Below are 16266 nucleotides of genomic sequence, written 5' to 3'. Positions count from 1 at the left end.
CCGGGGGGGGGGCGCCCCCCCCCGGGGGGGGGGGGGCCCCCCCCCCGGGGGGGGGCCCCCCCCCCCGCGGGGGGGGGGGGGGGGGGGGGGGGGGGGGGGGGGGGGGGCCCCCCCCCCCCCCGCCGGGTCGAGGGCGCGTGCCGAGGCGGGGTTCGACGCCCCCCTCAGCCGTCGAACCCCGCACGATCGGGCGTCGGCCCCTCTGTACGGGAACCAACGCCGCGCGCCGCCGACACTTGATTGGTAGCGCTCCCAAATAATGTTCAACCGATCTAGGGGTGTCAAGCGGCGAGCGGATCATGAGACGGGGGAGGGGTGTGCCGTCTTCAGCTAGCCCTTCTCGCGATGAATACGCACAAAACCGCCTCGATCGCCGTCCCATGCTTGAGGTCATCTTCGGGAACCACCCTTGACGCGGGCCCTTGACAAAGGAGAACGTCGCCCCCATCTTTCTGGAAGCGCTCCCAGTTTGCCGCCCAGCGGCCAGTCGTAGACGCGGCGCGGCACCCTCCCGAATCTCACCGCTGTTGGAGAAGCACCCCATGAGCATCGATCTGCAGCCTGCCGATCCCGGCCGGCCCGAGCCCCAATCCCTGCCCAGCCCCGCCGTCCCCGGTCTGCCGGCGGACTTCGTGTGGGGCGCCGCGACGTCGGCGTACCAGATCGAAGGGGCGGTCGATGCCGACGGGCGCACGCCGTCGATCTGGGACACCTTCAGCCACACCCCGGGTGCGATCGAGGGCGACGACCACGGCGATGTGGCGTGCGACCACTACCACCGGATGCCGGACGACGTGCGACTGCTCGCCGATCTGGGTCTGGACGCCTACCGCTTCTCGCTGTCCTGGCCGCGGGTCCAGCCCGGTGGACGCGGACCGGCGAACGCCAAGGGGCTCGACTTCTACGACCGCCTCGTGGACGAGCTGCTCGCGAAGGGCATCACCCCCTGGGCGACGCTCTACCACTGGGACCTGCCACAGGAGCTGGAGGACGCCGGAGGCTGGCCCGAGCGCGACACCGCCTACCGCTTCGCCGACTACGCGGAGCTCGCGGCCGGCCGGCTCGGCGACCGGGTGCACCACTGGATCACCCTCAACGAGCCCTTCTGTTCGGCGATCCTCGGCTACCACATCGGCTGCCATGCCCCGGGCCGCAAGGACTTCCGGGCCGCCGTCCGCGCCGTGCACCATCTGCATCTGGGGCACGGGCTGGCGGTGGAGCGGATCCGGGCCGTGGTGCCCACGCCCGCGCAGGTCGGCATCACCTTCAACCCCGCCCAGATCTACCCCGCGTCCGACCGGCCCGCCGACCTCGAAGCCGCCCGCCAGGCGGACGGGATGGGCGCGCGCATCTACCTCGACCCTGTCCTGCGCGGCGAGTATCCGCAGGACGTGGTCGAGGACCTGGCCAGGCTCGGGGCCGAACTCCCGGTGGAGGCAGGGGACCTGGAGGTCATCGGCCGGCCCGTGGACTTCCTGGGGATCAACTACTACGTCAGCGACGTCGTGGCGGCCGGCAGCGAGCCGGGGGAGACCGTCAGGGTGCCCCAGCCCGACCGGCCCGTCACCGCGATGCCGTGGGAGATCCACCCGCAGGGCATGGCCGACCTGCTCACCCGGATCAGCCGCGACTACCCCGGCACACCGGTGTACATCACCGAGAACGGAGCGGCCTTCGACGACTCGGTGTACGGCTCCGGCGCCGGCGGCCGCATCGAGGACATCGACCGCACCGTCTACCTGGCCGACCATCTCGCCGCGGTCGGACGCGCCCGCGAGGCCGGAGCGGACGTACGGGGCTTCTTCGCCTGGTCCTTGATGGACAACTTCGAGTGGGCCTACGGCTACGGCAAGCGCTTCGGCATCGTCCACGTCGACTACGAGACCCAGGTGCGCACCCCGAAGCAGAGCGCCGAGTGGCTCCGCGACGCCGCCCACGCGACCCGCGGACGCCAGGGGTCCTGAGGTCCCCGCATCACTTCCGAACTCATTCGCACCACTTTGCTCCACGGGTCACAGGCCCGCCTCACATCGAGTGGGAGCGCTTCCACACCACCCATGACGAAGTCTTAGGAGGCTTCCCATGTCCACTGCACGAGCCGCGAGAAGAATCCTCATCCGCCTGGGCGCCATGGCTGCGGCAGGCACACTGCTCGCCGCCTGCGGATCGGGCTCGACCGGTGCCCAGGACAGCAACGGCAAGGTCACCCTGACCGTCGATCTGTTCGGCACGTTCGGTTTCAAGGAGGCCGGGCTCTACAAGGAGTACGAGAAGAGCCACCCGAACGTCACCATCAAGCAGACCGACACCCAGGAGGAGAAGAACTACTGGAAGGCGCTGCAGACCCGCCTCGCGGGCGGCGGCGGCCTCGCCGACGTCCAGGGCATCGAGATCGGCCGCATCGCCTCCGTTGCCCAGCGCCAGAGCGACAAGTTCGAGGACCTGAACCAGTACGGGGCCGGCAAGCTGAAGGCGAACTTCACCGACTCCAAGTGGGGCGCCGCCACCACCAAGAGCGGCCAGGTCATGGGCCTGGGAACGGACAACGGCCCCGGCGCCATCTGCTACCGCACCGACCTGCTCAAGAAGGCCGGACTCCCCACCGACCGCGAGGAACTCGCCAAGAAGTGGTCCACCTGGGACGGCTACCTGGACCTCGGCAAGCAGTACATGAAGAACGCCCCCGCCAAGACCGCCTGGATCGACAGCATCCGCAGCATTTACACCAACGTGGCCGGCCAGTACAAGGAGCGCTACTACGACTCCTCCGGCAAGCTCATCTACCAGGACAGCCCGGCGGTCAAGGAGGCCTGGGACCTGTCCGTCAAGGCCGACCGCGCGGGCGTGAGCGCCGAGCTGGCCCAGTGGACACCGCCCTGGAACCAGGCGTTCGCCGCAGGCTCCTTCGCCACCCTGCCGTGCCCGGCCTGGATGCTCGGCTACATCAAGGGCCAGGCGGGCGACGCGGGCAAGGGCAAGTGGGACATCGCCAAGATGCCGGGTGTGCCGGGCAACTGGGGAGGCTCGTACCTCTCCATCCCCAAGGCCGCCAAGCACAAGAAGGAAGCCTACGAGCTCATCGAGTGGCTGACCGCGCCCGAGCAGCAGGCCAAGCTCTTCACCGAGATCGGCAACTTCCCCTCCAGCGTGCCGGCCATCGCGAAGGTGGCGGACACCAAGGACCCCTACTTCTCGGGTGCTCCCATCGGAAAGATCTTCGGTGACGCGGCCAAGCAGGCACCGGTCCAGGTGCTCGGCGTGAACGACCAGGACATCCAGGAGCAGATCACCGCCGGACTCTTCGAGATCGAGAAGAAGGGCACCTCTCCCGACACGGCCTGGAAGCACGCCGAAAAGGGCATCGAGAACGCCATCGGCTGATCATGCCGCGGGGGCGGGGCCGGATCCTTCGCCGCGCCCGGCCCGCCCCCGGCCCCACGCTTCAGCCGCTTCCACACCGCCGGCCCCCGCACGCAAGCGGCCGCCGTTCCGCCCGCACCAGCCCACCCGCCGAGGCCCCGGCCTCCCCGTGAACCCGAAGGGTCACCCCGTGACCGTCACCGCCCCCGCGCCTCCCGCCGCGCCGGCGCGCAGTGCCCAGCTCCCACCAGGACGCCGGGCCTGGCGCACCCTCTCGCCGTACACGTACATCGCGCCGTTCTTCGTACTGTTCGGTGCCTTCGGCCTCTTCCCGCTGATCTACACCGCGTTCATCTCGCTCTACCGGATCGAGCTGCAGACCCCCGGCGACATGGAGTGGCGTGGCTTCGGCAACTACACCGCCATCTTCACCGACCCGTTCTTCTGGGGCGCCCTGCGCAACACCTTCACCCTGGGCGTGCTGTCCACCGTCCCGCAGCTCCTGATCGCCCTGGGACTCGCGCACCTGCTCAACTACAAGCTCCGCGGGCGCACCTTCTTCCGCACCATGATGCTGATGCCGTACGCCACCTCGGTGGCCGCCGCGACGCTCGTGTTCGCCCAGCTCTTCGGCCACGACTTCGGCCTGATCAACTACGTCATCGGCCTCGTCGGTGTCGGCCCGGTGGACTGGCAGACGGGGACCCTCGCCTCCCAGGTCGCCATCTCCTGCATCGTCGTCTGGCGCTGGACCGGCTACAACGCGCTGATCTTCCTGGCCGGCATGCAGTCCATTCCCGGCGATCTGTACGAGGCCGCCGAGATGGACGGTGCCTCCCGCTGGCGGCAGTTCCTGCACGTGACCCTGCCGGGCCTGCGTCCCACCATCGTCTTCTCGGTGATCATGTCGACCATCGGCGCCACCCAGCTCTTCGGCGAGCCACTGCTGTTCGAGGGCAACGCGGGCGGCGGCATCACCCACCAGTACCAGACACTCGGCCTGTACATGTACGAGCAGGGCTGGTCCTTCTTCCACCTGGGCCGGGCCGCCGCCATCGCCTGGGTCATGTTCCTGCTCATCCTGGTGCTCGTCGGGCTCAACGCCCTCCTCGCGCGCCGCCGCATGGCCAAGGAGGCCGGCCGGTGACCATCCTCGCCGATCCGAACACCGCGCACGCCGGGCAGCCGTCCGCCCTCACCACGTCACGCCGCCGAGGGCCCAGGCGCCGCGCGGGGCGCACCATGCACGGCAGCCGCCTCACGTACACGTTCCTCATCCTCGCCGTGCTGGTCTCCGCCTTCCCCTTCTACTACACGATCGTGGCGGCCAGCCGCTCCAACGCGGACATCGCGAAGGTCCCGCCGACGCTGATTCCCGGGCCGAACCTGCTGCACAACTTCCAACAGGCTCTGGACCAGGCCGACATCGGGAAGGCTCTCGTCAACTCCCTGATCGTGTCCGGCTCCATCACCGTCGGCACGGTGCTCTGCTCCACCCTCGCCGGGTTCGCCTTCGCCAAACTGCGCTTCAAGGGAAGCAACGCACTGCTCGCTTTCACCGTCGGCACCATGATGATCCCGCCGCAGCTCGGCGTGATTCCCCTGTTCATGGTGATCGCGAAGCTGGAGTGGGCCAATCAGCTGCAGGCGGTGATCCTGCCCAGCCTGGTCTCCGCCTTCGGCGTGTTCTTCATGCGGCAGTACATCGCCCAGTCACTGCCCGACGAACTCATCGAAGCCGCCCGGGTCGACGGCGCCTCCACCGCCCGGATCTTCTGGACGATCGTCGTCCCCATCGCGCGTCCCGCCATGGCGGTCCTCGGCCTGGTCACCTTCATGACGGCCTGGAACGACTTCTTCTGGCCGATCATCGCGCTCTCCTCCCAGGAGCCCACCGTGCAGGTCGCCCTGCGGCAGCTCGGTGGCGGCTACGTCCAGGACCAGTCCGTTGTCATGGCGGGCACCCTCCTGGGCACACTGCCCGTCCTGGTCGTCTTCGGCCTGCTCGGCCGGCAGATCGTCGGCGGCATCATGCAGGGCGCCGTCAAGGGGTGAAACGCCCCGCACAGACGGTGGTGTGCGGCCCGCCTCCGGGCAGGCAACCGGTATTCGCTCCCCGCCCGGCCGCCTCCCGGTGGCCAACGGTTGCCGGCCGCGCACCACTCACCCCGTCTCCGCCCCTCAGGTGCTGGCGCGCTTGACCAGGTGGGTGGGCAGGATCAGCGGACTGGCGGTACGGCCCGCGATCAGCTCGACGAGCATCCGGGCCATCTCGCGCCCCAGGCCCCGGACGGGCTGATGGATCGTGGTGAGCGTGGGTTCGGCGAGCTGGGCGACGGCGAGGTCGTCGAACCCCACCACCGCCACGTCCTCGGGCACCGAGCGGCCGGCGTTGCGCAACGTGCGCAGGGCGCCGGCCGCCATGTTGTCGTTGGCCGCGAACACGCCGTCCAGATCCGGGTGCGCCTCCAGCAGACGGGCCATCGCGGCGGCTCCGGAGGCCTCGGTGAAGTCCCCCTCCTCGGGCGGGCGGGGCTGCAGACCGGAGAGCATCATCGCTTCCCGGTAGCCGCGGTGCCGGGAGGTGCCCACCTCGGTGTCCAGCGGGCCGCAGATCGTGACCACGCGGGTGCGCCCGCGCTTGAGCAGGTGATCGGTCGCCTCCCGTGCGCCCCCGACGTTGTCGATGTCCACGTACCAGCGCGGCTCGAAATCCACCGGCCGCCCGCCGAAGACGACCGGGATCCGGCTCTCCTTGGCGATCCGCGCCAAGGGGTCGTCCTCGTGCAACGCCATCAGCATCACCCCGTCCACGACACGGGAGCGCACGAGCTGTTCCACCCGCTCCCGCCCGCGTGCGCTGGCAGCGACGCACAGCATCATGTGCAGGTCGGCATCTTCCAGCGCACTGGCCACCCCGGCGACGACCTGCGCGAAGAATGGATCCGTCAGGACCTCCGGGTCGTTCTGCGAGATGACCAGCGCGGCCGCCCCCGCCTGCCGCGTGGCCAGGGCACGTGCCTTCGGATTGGGTACGTAGCCGAGTTTCCGGATCGCCCGCTCGACGGACTCGCGCTTGGCCCGGCTGACATGGGGTGCGTTGTTGATCACCCGGGAAGCCACCGATCGCGACACACCGGCCAGCGCGGCCACCTCGTCGAGCGTGGCGTGCCGATGCGGCAGTTCCTCAGTCATGGACGCGGGCCTTCTCTCGCGACAGTTATGGAAGCCCTTCCATTGTCACCTGTGAGCGTGGCACTTGGGTACGGAGGGGGACTCCCCGCCACCGCCGCTCTCAGGCAGCCTATTTTTGGGAGCGCTCTCATAGCAATGGCCGCCACGCGGACGTATGTCCTGGGTCCAGGCGTGGGAGCGCCCGGACCCGTACGTCCTGCCCGCGGTCTCCGTGGGGCGTCAGCCGATGACGGTCCAGGAGTCGCCTCCGGTGAGCAGGGCGGTGAGGTCGCCCTTGCCGTTCTGCTCGACGGCGGTGTCGAGCTGCTCGGCCATCAGGGTGTCGTAGACGGGCCGGTCGACACTGCGGAGTACGCCGATGGGTGTGTGGTGCAGGGTGTCGGGGTCGGCCAGCCGGGACAGGGCGAAGGCGGTGGTGGGGCTGGGGTGGGTGACGTCGTGGACCAGGATGTCGGCCTCGTTGGACGCAGTGACGGTGACGACCTCCAGGTCGCCGGTGGTGCGGTCGCGCACCACGCCCTTGGTCCCGTCGGGACCGAAGCGGATGGGCTGCCCGTGTTCGAGGCGGATGACCGCCTCCTGGGCCTGCTGCTTGTCCTTGAGGGCGTCGAAGGCGCCGTCGTTGAAGATGTGGCAGTTCTGGTAGATCTCGATCAGGGCCGTGCCCGGGTGGTCCGCCGCCGCACGCAGTACCTCGGTGAGGTGCTTGCGGTCGGAGTCGACGGTCCTCGCGACGAACGATGCCTCGGCCCCCAGAGCCAGCGAGACCGGGTTGAACGGCGCGTCGAGCGATCCCATGGGGGTCGACTTGGTGATCTTGCCCAGCTCGGAGGTGGGCGAGTACTGGCCCTTGGTCAGTCCGTAGATCCGGTTGTTGAAGAGCAGGATCTTGAGGTTGACGTTGCGGCGCAGCGCGTGGATGAGGTGGTTGCCGCCGATGGAGAGCGCGTCGCCGTCGCCCGTGACGACCCAGACCGACAGGTCGCGCCGCGAGGTGGCCAGGCCGGTCGCGATGGACGGGGCGCGGCCGTGGATGGAGTGCATCCCGTACGTGTTCATGTAGTACGGGAAGCGGGACGAGCAGCCGATGCCGGAGATGAAGACGATGTTCTCCTTCGCCAGACCGAGATCGGGCATGAAGCCCTGCACGGCGGCGAGGACGGCGTAGTCGCCGCAGCCGGGGCACCAGCGCACTTCCTGATCGGACCTGAAGTCCTTCATGGACTGCTTGGCCTCGGCCTTGGGCACCAGCTTCAGCGCCTCAGTCACGGGTGGCCTCCTTGAGCGCCGCGGCCAGCTGCTCGGCCTTGAACGGCATGCCGTTGATCTGGGTGCACGAGTGCGCGTCGACCAGGTACTCGGCCCGGATGAGGGTGGCGAGCTGGCCGAGGTTCATCTCGGGCACGATGACGTTGTCGTACCGCCCCAGCACCTCGCCCAGATTCCTGGGGAAGGGGTTGAGGTGGCGCAGGTGGGCCTGGGCGATCAGACCGCCGTCCTTGCGGATCCGGCGCACCGCGGCGGTGATCGGGCCGTAGGTCGAGCCCCAGCCCAGGACGAGGGTGCGGGCCCCGTCCTGGTGGTCGACCTCGACATCGGGGACCTCGATGCCGTCGATCTTGGCCTGCCGGGTGCGGACCATGAAGTCGTGGTTGGCCGGGTCGTACGAGATGTTGCCGGTGCCGTCCTGCTTCTCGATGCCGCCGATGCGGTGTTCCAGGCCCGGTGTGCCCGGCACCGCCCACGGCCGCGCCAATGTGCGCGGATCGCGCTTGTAGGGCCAGAACACGTCCGTACCGTCCGCCAGTCGGTGGTTCGGGCCGGTCGCGAACGCCACCCGGAGGTCCGGCAGTTCCGTGACGTCCGGGATCCGCCACGGCTCCGAGCCGTTCGCCAGGTACCCGTCCGAGAGGAGGAAGACGGGGGTGCGGTAGGTCAGGGCGATCCTCGCCGCGTCCAGCGCCGCGTCGAAGCAGTCCGCCGGTGTGCGTGGCGCGACGACGGGCACCGGCGCTTCACCGTTGCGGCCGAACATCGCCTGCAGCAGGTCCGCCTGCTCGGTCTTGGTCGGCAGGCCGGTCGAAGGCCCGCCGCGCTGGATGTCGACGATCAGCAGCGGCAGCTCCAGCGACACCGCCAGCCCGATCGTCTCCGACTTCAGCGCCACACCCGGCCCCGACGTGGTCGTCACGGCGAGCGAACCGCCGAAGGCGGCGCCCAGCGCGGCACCGATCCCCGCGATCTCGTCCTCCGCCTGGAACGTGCGTACACCGAAATGCTTGTGCCTGGACAGCTCGTGCAGGATGTCCGAGGCCGGCGTGATCGGGTACGAGCCCAGGTAGAGCGGCAGGTCGGCCTGCCGGGAGGCGGCGATCAGCCCGTAGGACAGGGCCAGGTTCCCGGAGATGTTGCGGTAGGTGCCGGCGGGGAACGCCCGGGTGGCCGGGGCGACCTCGTAGGAGACGGCGAAGTCCTCCGTCGTCTCACCGAAGTTCCACCCCGCCCGGAAGGCCGCCACGTTCGCCTCGGCGATCTGCGGCTTCTTCGCGAACTTGGTTCGCAGGAACTTCTCCGTCGCCTCGGTGGGACGGTGGTACATCCACGACAGCAGCCCGAGCGCGAACATGTTCTTCGACCGCTCGGCTTCCTTTCGAGACAGGCCGAAGTCCTTCAGCGCCTCGATCGTCAGCGTGGTGAGCGGGACGGGGTGGACGTTGAAGCCGTCCAGCGAACCGTCCTCCAGCGGTGACGTCTCGTAACCGACCTTCGCCATGGCCCGCTTGGCGAACTCGTCGGTGTTCACGATGATCTCGCTGCCCCGCGGCACATCGCCGATGTTCGCCCTGAGCGCCGCCGGGTTCATCGCCACCAGGACGTTCGGCGCGTCCCCGGGCGTGAGGATGTCGTGATCGGCGAAGTGCAACTGGAACGACGACACCCCGGGCAGCGTTCCGGCGGGCGCCCGGATTTCCGCCGGGAAGTTCGGCAACGTCGACAGGTCATTGCCGAAGGAAGCCGTCTCCGAGGTGAACCGGTCACCCGTCAACTGCATGCCGTCACCGGAGTCACCCGCGAAACGGATGACCACCCGGTCCAGCCGACGTGTTCGCTTTCCTGACAGTTGAGTCATTGCTCCGACCTGACGTTCAGTCCTGCGACCGCTGCGGACCAGCGGGCAGCCGGAGCCCGCGGTGGATGTCCAGGGCCGCTGTCGAGTGGTTGAGAGTGATGTAGTGCAGACCGGGGGCCCCGGCGTCGAGCAGTTGCTGCGCCAGCTCCGTCGCGTGGTCGACCCCGATGCGGTGGGACGCCTGCGGATCGTTCCGGGCGGCTTCGAGGCGGCGGCCCAGATCGTCGGGGAACGTGGCCTCGCTCAGCCGGGCGAACCGGCTGATCTGCTCGAACCGCACGGCGGGCATGATCTCGGGAATGACGGGAGCGTGACACCCGGCTGCGGCCAGCCGGTCCCGCAGCCGGAAGTAGTGCTCGGCGCTGAAGAACATCTGGGTGATGGCGTACCCCGCGCCCGCCCGGAACTTGGCGACCAGGTGGCGGATCTCGCTCTCCCAGTCCGGGGACCGGGGGTGGCGCTCGGGGAACGCTGCCACGCCGATGCGGAAGTCGCCGCACCGGCGGACCAGCCGCACCAGGTCGACGGCGTGCTCCACACCGTGCGGATGCGGGATCCACGGGCCGCGCGGATCCCCCGGCGGATCGCCGCGCAGTGCCAGTACGTCCCGGATACCGGCGGCGGCGTAACGGCCGATGATCTGGCGCAGCTCGGTCACGGAGTGGCCCACCGCCGTCAGATGGGCCACCGGCCGCAGCGTGGTGTCCTCCGCGATCCGCTCGGTGATCGCGGCCGTGTGTTCACGCGATGTACCGCCCGCCCCGTACGTCACGGAGACGAAGGTCGGATTGACCGCCTCGACACGGCGCAGCGCGGCCCACAACGTCTCCTCGCCCCTCGCCGTCTTCGGCGGGAAGAATTCGAACGAGTACGAGCGCAGTCCGGCCGCGAGTGTCTCGGAGATGCCCGGGCGGGCCACCGGCGCGCGGAGGGCCGTCATCGGTGAGCTCCGTCGAAGAGCACGGGCGTGATGCCGGCGGCCTCGGGACCGTACGCGGCGACGAGCCGTTCGTGCAGCCGCTCCGGCGTGAACACGTACGTCTGGGTACCCACCGACTCCAGAGCGAAGGTGGCCATGACGGCGCCGGCCCGGGCCGCCTGGACGCTCTCCAGGCCGGACGCGGTCGCTGCCACGTAACCCGCGCGGAACGCGTCTCCGACACCGGTGGGGTCGACGGCGGCCAGGGCGGGCACCGCCGCGCTCTCGATCACGGCCTGACCTGCCCGGTCGATACGGCAGCCCTTGGGGCCCAGCGTGGTGATCCAGGTACCGACGCGGGCGAGGACGTCCGTCTCGCTCCAGCCGGTCTTGGACAGCAGGAGCGCCCGCTCGTACTCGTTCGTGAAGAGGTGATCGGCCCCGTCGACCAGGTCGCGGATGCTGTCCCCGTCCAGGCGGGCGAGCTGCTGGGAGGGGTCCGCCGCACGCCGGATGCCCAGATCGCGGCACACCTGCGTGTGGCGGAGCATCCCCTCGGGGTCGTCCGCGCCCACGAGTACGAGATCGAGCCCGCCGAGCCGCGACGCCGTCGCGCCCAGGTCGATGGAGCGCGCCTCCGCCATGGCGCCCGTGTAGAACGAGGCGAGCTGATTGCCGTCCTCATCGGTGGTGCACATGAAGCGGGCGGTGTGATGGGTGCCCGACACGTGCACCGAATCGGTGTCGACGCCCGCGCCGCGCAGCAGGCTTCCGTACTCGGTGAAGTCCCGGCCCACCGCCCCGACCAGGGCGGGGCGCCGGCCGAGCAGGCCGAGACCGTAGGCGATGTTCGCCCCGACGCCACCGTTCCGGATGTCCAGTGTGTCGACGAGGAACGACAGCGAGATGTGGGCCAGTTGGTCCGGCAGGATCTGATCGGTGAAGCGGCCCGGGAAGGTCATCAGGTGATCGGTGGCGATCGAGCCGGTGACAGCGATGCGCATGTCAGACTCCCGCGGCCTTGCGAAGGGCGTCCACCCGGTCGGTGCGCTCCCAGGTGAAGTCGGGCAGCTCGCGGCCGAAGTGCCCGTAGGCGGCCGTCTGGGCGTAGATGGGACGCAGCAGGTCCAGATCGCGGATGATGGCGGCCGGGCGCAGGTCGAAGACCTCACCGATCGCGTTCTCGATCTTCTCCGCGTCGACCTTGGCGGTCCCGAAGGTCTCCACGAACAGACCGACCGGCTCCGCCTTGCCGATCGCGTACGCCACCTGCACCTCGCACCGCGAAGCCAGACCCGCCGCCACCACGTTCTTCGCCACCCAGCGCATCGCATACGCCGCCGAGCGGTCCACCTTGGACGGGTCCTTGCCCGAGAACGCGCCACCACCGTGACGCGCCATCCCGCCGTACGTATCGATGATGATCTTCCGGCCGGTCAGACCCGCGTCACCCATCGGACCACCGACCTCGAAACGGCCGGTCGGATTCACCAGCAGCCGGTACCCCTCGGTCTCCAGCTTGATCCCGTCCTCCAGCAACTGCCCGAGAACGTGCTCCACGACGAACTCGCGGATGTCCGGAGTCAGCAGGGATTCCAGATCGATGTCCGGCGCGTGCTGCGAGGAGACCACCACTGTGTCCAGACGCACCGCCCGGTCTCCGTCGTACTCGATGGTGACCTGCGTCTTACCGTCCGGACGCAGATATCCGACCGTACCGTCCTTGCGGACCTCGGTCAGCCGGCGCGACAGCCGGTGCGCCAGATGGATCGGCAGCGGCATCAGCTCCGGCGTCTCGTCCGAGGCGTAGCCGAACATCAGGCCCTGATCGCCCGCACCCTGTCCGTCCAGCTCGTCCTGATCACCCTTGCCCCGCTTCTCGTACGAGGTGTCGACACCCTGCGCGATGTCCGGCGACTGCGCACCGATCGACACCGACACACCGCACGAAGCGCCGTCGAAGCCCTTCTGCGAGGAGTCGTAGCCGATCTCCAGGATCTTGTTCCGCACCAGCGCCGGAATCGGGGCGTACGCCTTGGTCGTCACCTCGCCGGCCACGTGGACCTGACCGGTGGTGATCAGGGTTTCCACGGCGACGCGGGAGGTGGGGTCCTCCCGCAGCAGTGCGTCGAGGATGGTGTCGCTGATCTGGTCAGCGATCTTGTCGGGGTGACCCTCGGTCACGGACTCCGAGGTGAACAGGGATGTGGACATCGTTGCTCTCCAGTGACGGTTCGAAAGCAGCCCAGGCGAGGGGGCCGGCGCGGGCCCGGGTCGGGCGCGCGCGTGTCAGGCGGCCGGTTCGGCGCGGGAAGCACCCTCCCCACCGGCGGGGACGGGTGCCCGGTCCGCGGCCTCGGCGCACGCCACAGCGGTGACGAGCAGGCCGCCGCGGGCCAGCCAGCCGCCGCGGAAGCCGGGCAGTCGTACGCCGTTCACCACGGGGCCGGGAACGAGCAGGCGGGCGGAGAAGGTCCCGGTCTCGGGATGGATCGTGACCGTCGCCTCCTGGAAGTCGAGCCACAGGCGCGTCAACGGGAACCACGCCTTGTAGACGCTCTCCTTGGCGCTGAAGAACAGCCGGTCCCAGGAGACCTCGGGCGAATGGGCCTTCAGCCGCGCGAGCTGCCGCCGCTCCTCGGGCCGGAGCACATGGCCCGCCACCCCCTCGTTGGGCAGGGGCAGGTTGGGCTCCGCGTCGACGCCGATGGTCACGATGTCCGACGTGCGCGCCACCACGGCCGCCCGGTACCCGGCACAGTGCGTCATGCTCCCGACGAACCCGGCCGGCCACTTCGGCTCGCCGCTCGGCCCGGGCAGGAGGGGGGCGGGGGCGATTCCGAACCTTCCCAGCGCCTCCCTGGCGCACGCCCGGACCGTGGCGAACTCATGACGGCGCACGGCCACCGCATTCGCGATCACCGCCGCCTCTTCCGGAAAGAGATCCCCGACGGGCGTATCGCCGTACGACTCGGCCGTCTCGCACCGCTGCGGCAGCAGTTCCTCGATCACAGTCCCACCTCCTGACCGGCGACGGCCGGGCGGATCTCCACGAGCTGCCCGGGGGAGGCGCTGTGCCGCCGCCATTCACGCGGATAACCCAACGACACCTCGTAGTGCGGGATGCCGTCGTGACGGGTGAGCCGGGGGATGTGCAGATGGCCATAGACGACGGCGGCAGCGCGGAAGCGCACCGGCCAGTCGGCGGTCGCCTCGGTGCCGCACCACAGAGCGAATTCCGGATGCCACAGAATGCGCGTGGGCTCACGGACGAGCGGAAAGTGGTTGACCATGACGGTCGGCAGATCATCGGGCAGGGCCGCGAGCCGTGCCTCCGTATCGCGCACGCGGGCCCGGCACCACGCCTCCCGGCTGGGATACGGGTCCGGGCGCAGCATGAACTCGTCGGTGCAGACGATGCCGGCCCGCTCCGCGACGGCCAGGCCCGAAGTCTTGTCGAAGGCGCCCACAGGCAGGAACGAGTAGTCGTACAGCAGGAACAGCGGGGCGATGACGAGGGGACCGTGCTCCCCCTCCCACACCGGGTAAGGGTCCTCCGGAGTCACGACGCCCAACTCGCGGCACATCTCCACGAGATGTTCGTAGCGTGCCACGCCCGAGAGCTGGAGCGGGTCGTCCGGGGTCGTCCACAGCTCGTGGTTGCCGGGCACCCAGACGACCTTGGCGAACCGGCCGGCCAGCAGCTCCAGGGTCGCGCGGATGTCGGCGCCGGTTTCCCCGACGTCGCCCGCGACCAGCAGCCAATCGTCGTCCGACTGCGGTGCGATGCCTTGCACGATCCGCTGGTTGTCCTCGTAGCGGACGTGCAGATCGCTGATGGCAAGGAGTTTCCCGCGCCCCGGCATCTGTAGCCTCTCTTCGTTTCTAGGCGCGGTTCGCGGTCGGAATGCGGCTTTCGATGAATTCGCTGATCAACTGAATGACGGCGGGCGCGTGGTCATTGATGAAGAAATGGCCGCCGGAGAATTCATGGAGATCGAACGGTCCCGAACCGTGCGCGGACCAGGCGTGGGCCTCTTCGTTCGTGACATGAGGATCGGCATCACCCGTCATGACGACGACGGGGCAGGAGACACGCGTCTCTCCCGACGTCCGCGGCCGGTACGTTTCGGCGGCTTTGTAGTCCCCCCTGACGTAGGGGAGGATCATTTCCAGAATTTCCGGGTCTGCCAGCATCCGGGCATCTGTTCCGCTCAATCGCTTGAGGTCCTCGATCAGCCCCTTGTCGTCCAGTTCGTGAATCCGCTCGTCACGGTGGCGGGATGGCGCGCGGCGCCCCGACGCGATCAGCCCGACCAGGTCGACGCCCTCGCGCTCCAGGCGGAGTGCCACCTCGTACGCGAGGGTCGCGCCGAGACTGTGGCCGAAGAGGCACAGCGGGCGGTCGGCCCATGCGAGCAGCTCGGCCGCAGTCCGGTCGGCCAGCTCGTGCACGTCCTCGACGCACGGCTCGGCCCGCCGGTCCTGCCGGCCGGGATACTGGACGGCCAGCACGTCCACCGACGGCGCCATGGCACGGGCGACAGGCAGGAAGTACACCGCCGAGCCACCGGCGTGGGGGAAGCAGACCAGCTGCGAGGCCGCTGCCGGCGACGGCTGGAAGCGTCGGATCCACGCACTCGTTCGTTCCGGTGCTTCTGCCATATTCACTGGCTCCCCTTCTGCGCTCGCCCCGAGTCAGGGCGAATGTCCGCCCAGGATGACGGACGTCGAACCGGAGCAACATTGAAGCCGGAGCGATGGGAAAACCGCCAGATGATTCACCCCCTGAAGAGGCCGGGGCCCCCAGCCGCACCCCCTAATTCCGGCCGCGGAACAGACTAGGGGTACCCCCTTGGCCGCAGTCAGGGGTTGGCCCCCCACGGGGGCGTCGGTAGCGTCCGGAGCAAGGATCAGGCGTCTTATGGAGTGTCTGGCCGAACGACAGAAACAACGCACCGCACTCACCGCCGTGTTGTGTGCGCCATGGGGATTCGGACCTGATTAAAGGGGGGCCTTCGGTGGGCAACGAGGAAAGGCTTCTGGAATACCTGAGGCGCGCCACCGTTGACCTGCGCTCCACGCGAGAGCGGCTCGCCGAGGCCGAGGAACTGCTGGCGGGGGAGCCGGTCGCGGTGGTGGGTATGGCGTGCCGGTATCCCGGAGGCGTGTCCTCGCCGGAGGATTTGTGGGACGTGGTCGCCCGACGCTCCGACGCGATCGATGTCTTTCCTTCGGATCGTGGCTGGGACGTTGCTGGTCTGTTCGATCCGGAGGTGGGTCGGGCGGGGAAGTCGTATGCGCGGGAGGGTGGTTTCCTGCGGGATGCGGCGCTGTTCGACGCGGGTCTGTTCGGGGTGAGTCCGAACGAGGCGTTGTCGATGGACCCGCAGCAGCGATTGCTGCTGGAGGCGTCGTGGGAGGCGTTGGAGCGGGCTGGTGTGGATCCCCAGTCCCTGAAGGGGAGCGCGACCGGTGTGTTCGCCGGTCTGATGTACCACGACTACGGCCTGGGGGTGGAGGCGGCGGTCACCAGTGGCGGCAGCCTTGTCTCGGGCCGGGTGGCTTACACCCTGGGTCTTGAGGGGCCTGCGGTGACGGTGGACACGGCGTGTTCGTCGTCGTTGGTGGCGATGCATCTGGCGGCGCAGTCGCTGCGCTC

14 protein-coding genes are annotated in these 16266 nt (G+C 69.3%); 5 read left to right on the top strand and 9 right to left on the bottom strand.

The window, feature by feature from the left end:
• Positions 1 to 542 precede the first annotated feature (542 nt).
• The 4 genes from ACFZAT_RS28570 to ACFZAT_RS28555 all read left to right on the top strand — a co-directional run bounded on the left by ACFZAT_RS28570 (position 543) and on the right by ACFZAT_RS28555 (position 5415).
• Positions 543 to 1964, top strand: coding sequence for a GH1 family beta-glucosidase (locus tag ACFZAT_RS28570; protein ID WP_391268425.1), 1422 nt, complete (start codon positions 543 to 545; stop codon positions 1962 to 1964).
• Positions 1965 to 2082: 118 nt separating this feature from the next.
• Positions 2083 to 3381, top strand: a complete 1299-nt coding sequence (locus ACFZAT_RS28565; protein WP_391268424.1) for an extracellular solute-binding protein — start codon at positions 2083 to 2085, stop codon at positions 3379 to 3381.
• A gap of 169 nt (positions 3382 to 3550) precedes the next feature.
• Entirely contained in the window at positions 3551 to 4507 is a 957-nt protein-coding gene (locus ACFZAT_RS28560) for an ABC transporter permease subunit (RefSeq protein WP_391268423.1), read from the top strand.
• Positions 4504 to 5415 (top strand): ABC transporter permease subunit, encoded by a 912-nt coding sequence (locus ACFZAT_RS28555; RefSeq protein ID WP_391268422.1) that lies wholly within the window; start codon positions 4504 to 4506, stop codon positions 5413 to 5415. Before ACFZAT_RS28560 ends, ACFZAT_RS28555 begins: the two co-directional genes overlap by 4 nt.
• 126 nt (positions 5416 to 5541) lie before the next feature.
• Here ACFZAT_RS28555 and ACFZAT_RS28550 read toward each other — a convergent pair whose 3' ends face one another.
• The 9 genes from ACFZAT_RS28550 to ACFZAT_RS28510 all read right to left on the bottom strand — a co-directional run bounded on the left by ACFZAT_RS28550 (position 5542) and on the right by ACFZAT_RS28510 (position 15269).
• On the bottom strand, positions 5542 to 6555 hold the full coding sequence (locus ACFZAT_RS28550) for a substrate-binding domain-containing protein (RefSeq protein WP_391268421.1): 1014 nt from the start codon (positions 6553 to 6555) through the stop codon (positions 5542 to 5544).
• Positions 6556 to 6774: 219 nt separating this feature from the next.
• Positions 6775 to 7776, bottom strand: coding sequence for a thiamine pyrophosphate-dependent enzyme (locus ACFZAT_RS28545; RefSeq protein WP_391268539.1), 1002 nt, complete (start codon positions 7774 to 7776; stop codon positions 6775 to 6777).
• Positions 7777 to 7816: 40 nt separating this feature from the next.
• A complete protein-coding gene (locus ACFZAT_RS28540) occupies positions 7817 to 9685 on the bottom strand; it encodes a 2-oxoacid:acceptor oxidoreductase subunit alpha (protein ID WP_391268420.1) in 1869 nt (622 codons plus the stop codon).
• Between the two features lie 16 nt (positions 9686 to 9701).
• Complete coding sequence (gene metF, locus ACFZAT_RS28535) at positions 9702 to 10625, bottom strand: methylenetetrahydrofolate reductase [NAD(P)H] (RefSeq protein WP_391268419.1); 924 nt, start codon at positions 10623 to 10625, stop codon at positions 9702 to 9704.
• On the bottom strand, positions 10622 to 11608 hold the full coding sequence (locus ACFZAT_RS28530) for a PfkB family carbohydrate kinase (protein WP_391268418.1): 987 nt from the start codon (positions 11606 to 11608) through the stop codon (positions 10622 to 10624). Before ACFZAT_RS28530 ends, metF begins: the two co-directional genes overlap by 4 nt.
• 1 nt (position 11609) lies before the next feature.
• On the bottom strand, positions 11610 to 12818 hold the full coding sequence (gene metK, locus ACFZAT_RS28525) for a methionine adenosyltransferase (protein WP_391268417.1): 1209 nt from the start codon (positions 12816 to 12818) through the stop codon (positions 11610 to 11612).
• 75 nt (positions 12819 to 12893) lie between these two features.
• Positions 12894 to 13616, bottom strand: coding sequence for a 4'-phosphopantetheinyl transferase superfamily protein (locus tag ACFZAT_RS28520; protein ID WP_391268416.1), 723 nt, complete (start codon positions 13614 to 13616; stop codon positions 12894 to 12896).
• Positions 13613 to 14470, bottom strand: a complete 858-nt coding sequence (locus ACFZAT_RS28515) for a metallophosphoesterase (protein ID WP_391268415.1) — start codon at positions 14468 to 14470, stop codon at positions 13613 to 13615. Before ACFZAT_RS28515 ends, ACFZAT_RS28520 begins: the two co-directional genes overlap by 4 nt.
• A gap of 19 nt (positions 14471 to 14489) precedes the next feature.
• On the bottom strand, positions 14490 to 15269 hold the full coding sequence (locus ACFZAT_RS28510) for an alpha/beta fold hydrolase (RefSeq protein WP_391268414.1): 780 nt from the start codon (positions 15267 to 15269) through the stop codon (positions 14490 to 14492).
• Between the two features lie 356 nt (positions 15270 to 15625).
• Here ACFZAT_RS28510 and ACFZAT_RS28505 point away from each other — a divergent pair.
• Positions 15626 to 16266 (top strand): beta-ketoacyl synthase N-terminal-like domain-containing protein (locus ACFZAT_RS28505; RefSeq protein ID WP_391268413.1); only part of this gene is annotated, 641 nt, incomplete at its 3' end.

Origin of the sequence: Streptomyces sp. NPDC008163 (assembly GCF_042956885.1) — a bacterium.
Lineage (GTDB): Bacteria > Actinomycetota > Actinomycetes > Streptomycetales > Streptomycetaceae > Streptomyces > Streptomyces drozdowiczii_A.
The sequence above is the reverse complement of the archived record's forward strand: the minus strand, read 5'-3'. Positions and strand labels throughout refer to the sequence as shown.

What these genes read in the sequence shown, in the direction of transcription:
- ACFZAT_RS28530 (WP_391268418.1), bottom strand. Translation starts at nt 11,608, where the DNA reads ATGCGCATCGCTGTCACCGGCTCGATCGCCACCGATCACCTGATGACC.
- metF (WP_391268419.1), bottom strand. Translation starts at nt 10,625, where the DNA reads ATGACGGCCCTCCGCGCGCCGGTGGCCCGCCCGGGCATCTCCGAGACA.
- ACFZAT_RS28540 (WP_391268420.1), bottom strand. Translation starts at nt 9,685, where the DNA reads ATGACTCAACTGTCAGGAAAGCGAACACGTCGGCTGGACCGGGTGGTC.
- ACFZAT_RS28565 (WP_391268424.1), top strand. Translation starts at nt 2,083, where the DNA reads ATGTCCACTGCACGAGCCGCGAGAAGAATCCTCATCCGCCTGGGCGCC.
- ACFZAT_RS28510 (WP_391268414.1), bottom strand. Translation starts at nt 15,269, where the DNA reads ATGGCAGAAGCACCGGAACGAACGAGTGCGTGGATCCGACGCTTCCAG.
- ACFZAT_RS28550 (WP_391268421.1), bottom strand. Translation starts at nt 6,555, where the DNA reads ATGACTGAGGAACTGCCGCATCGGCACGCCACGCTCGACGAGGTGGCC.
- ACFZAT_RS28570 (WP_391268425.1), top strand. Translation starts at nt 543, where the DNA reads ATGAGCATCGATCTGCAGCCTGCCGATCCCGGCCGGCCCGAGCCCCAA.
- ACFZAT_RS28515 (WP_391268415.1), bottom strand. Translation starts at nt 14,470, where the DNA reads ATGCCGGGGCGCGGGAAACTCCTTGCCATCAGCGATCTGCACGTCCGC.
- metK (WP_391268417.1), bottom strand. Translation starts at nt 12,818, where the DNA reads ATGTCCACATCCCTGTTCACCTCGGAGTCCGTGACCGAGGGTCACCCC.
- ACFZAT_RS28545 (WP_391268539.1), bottom strand. Translation starts at nt 7,776, where the DNA reads ATGAAGGACTTCAGGTCCGATCAGGAAGTGCGCTGGTGCCCCGGCTGC.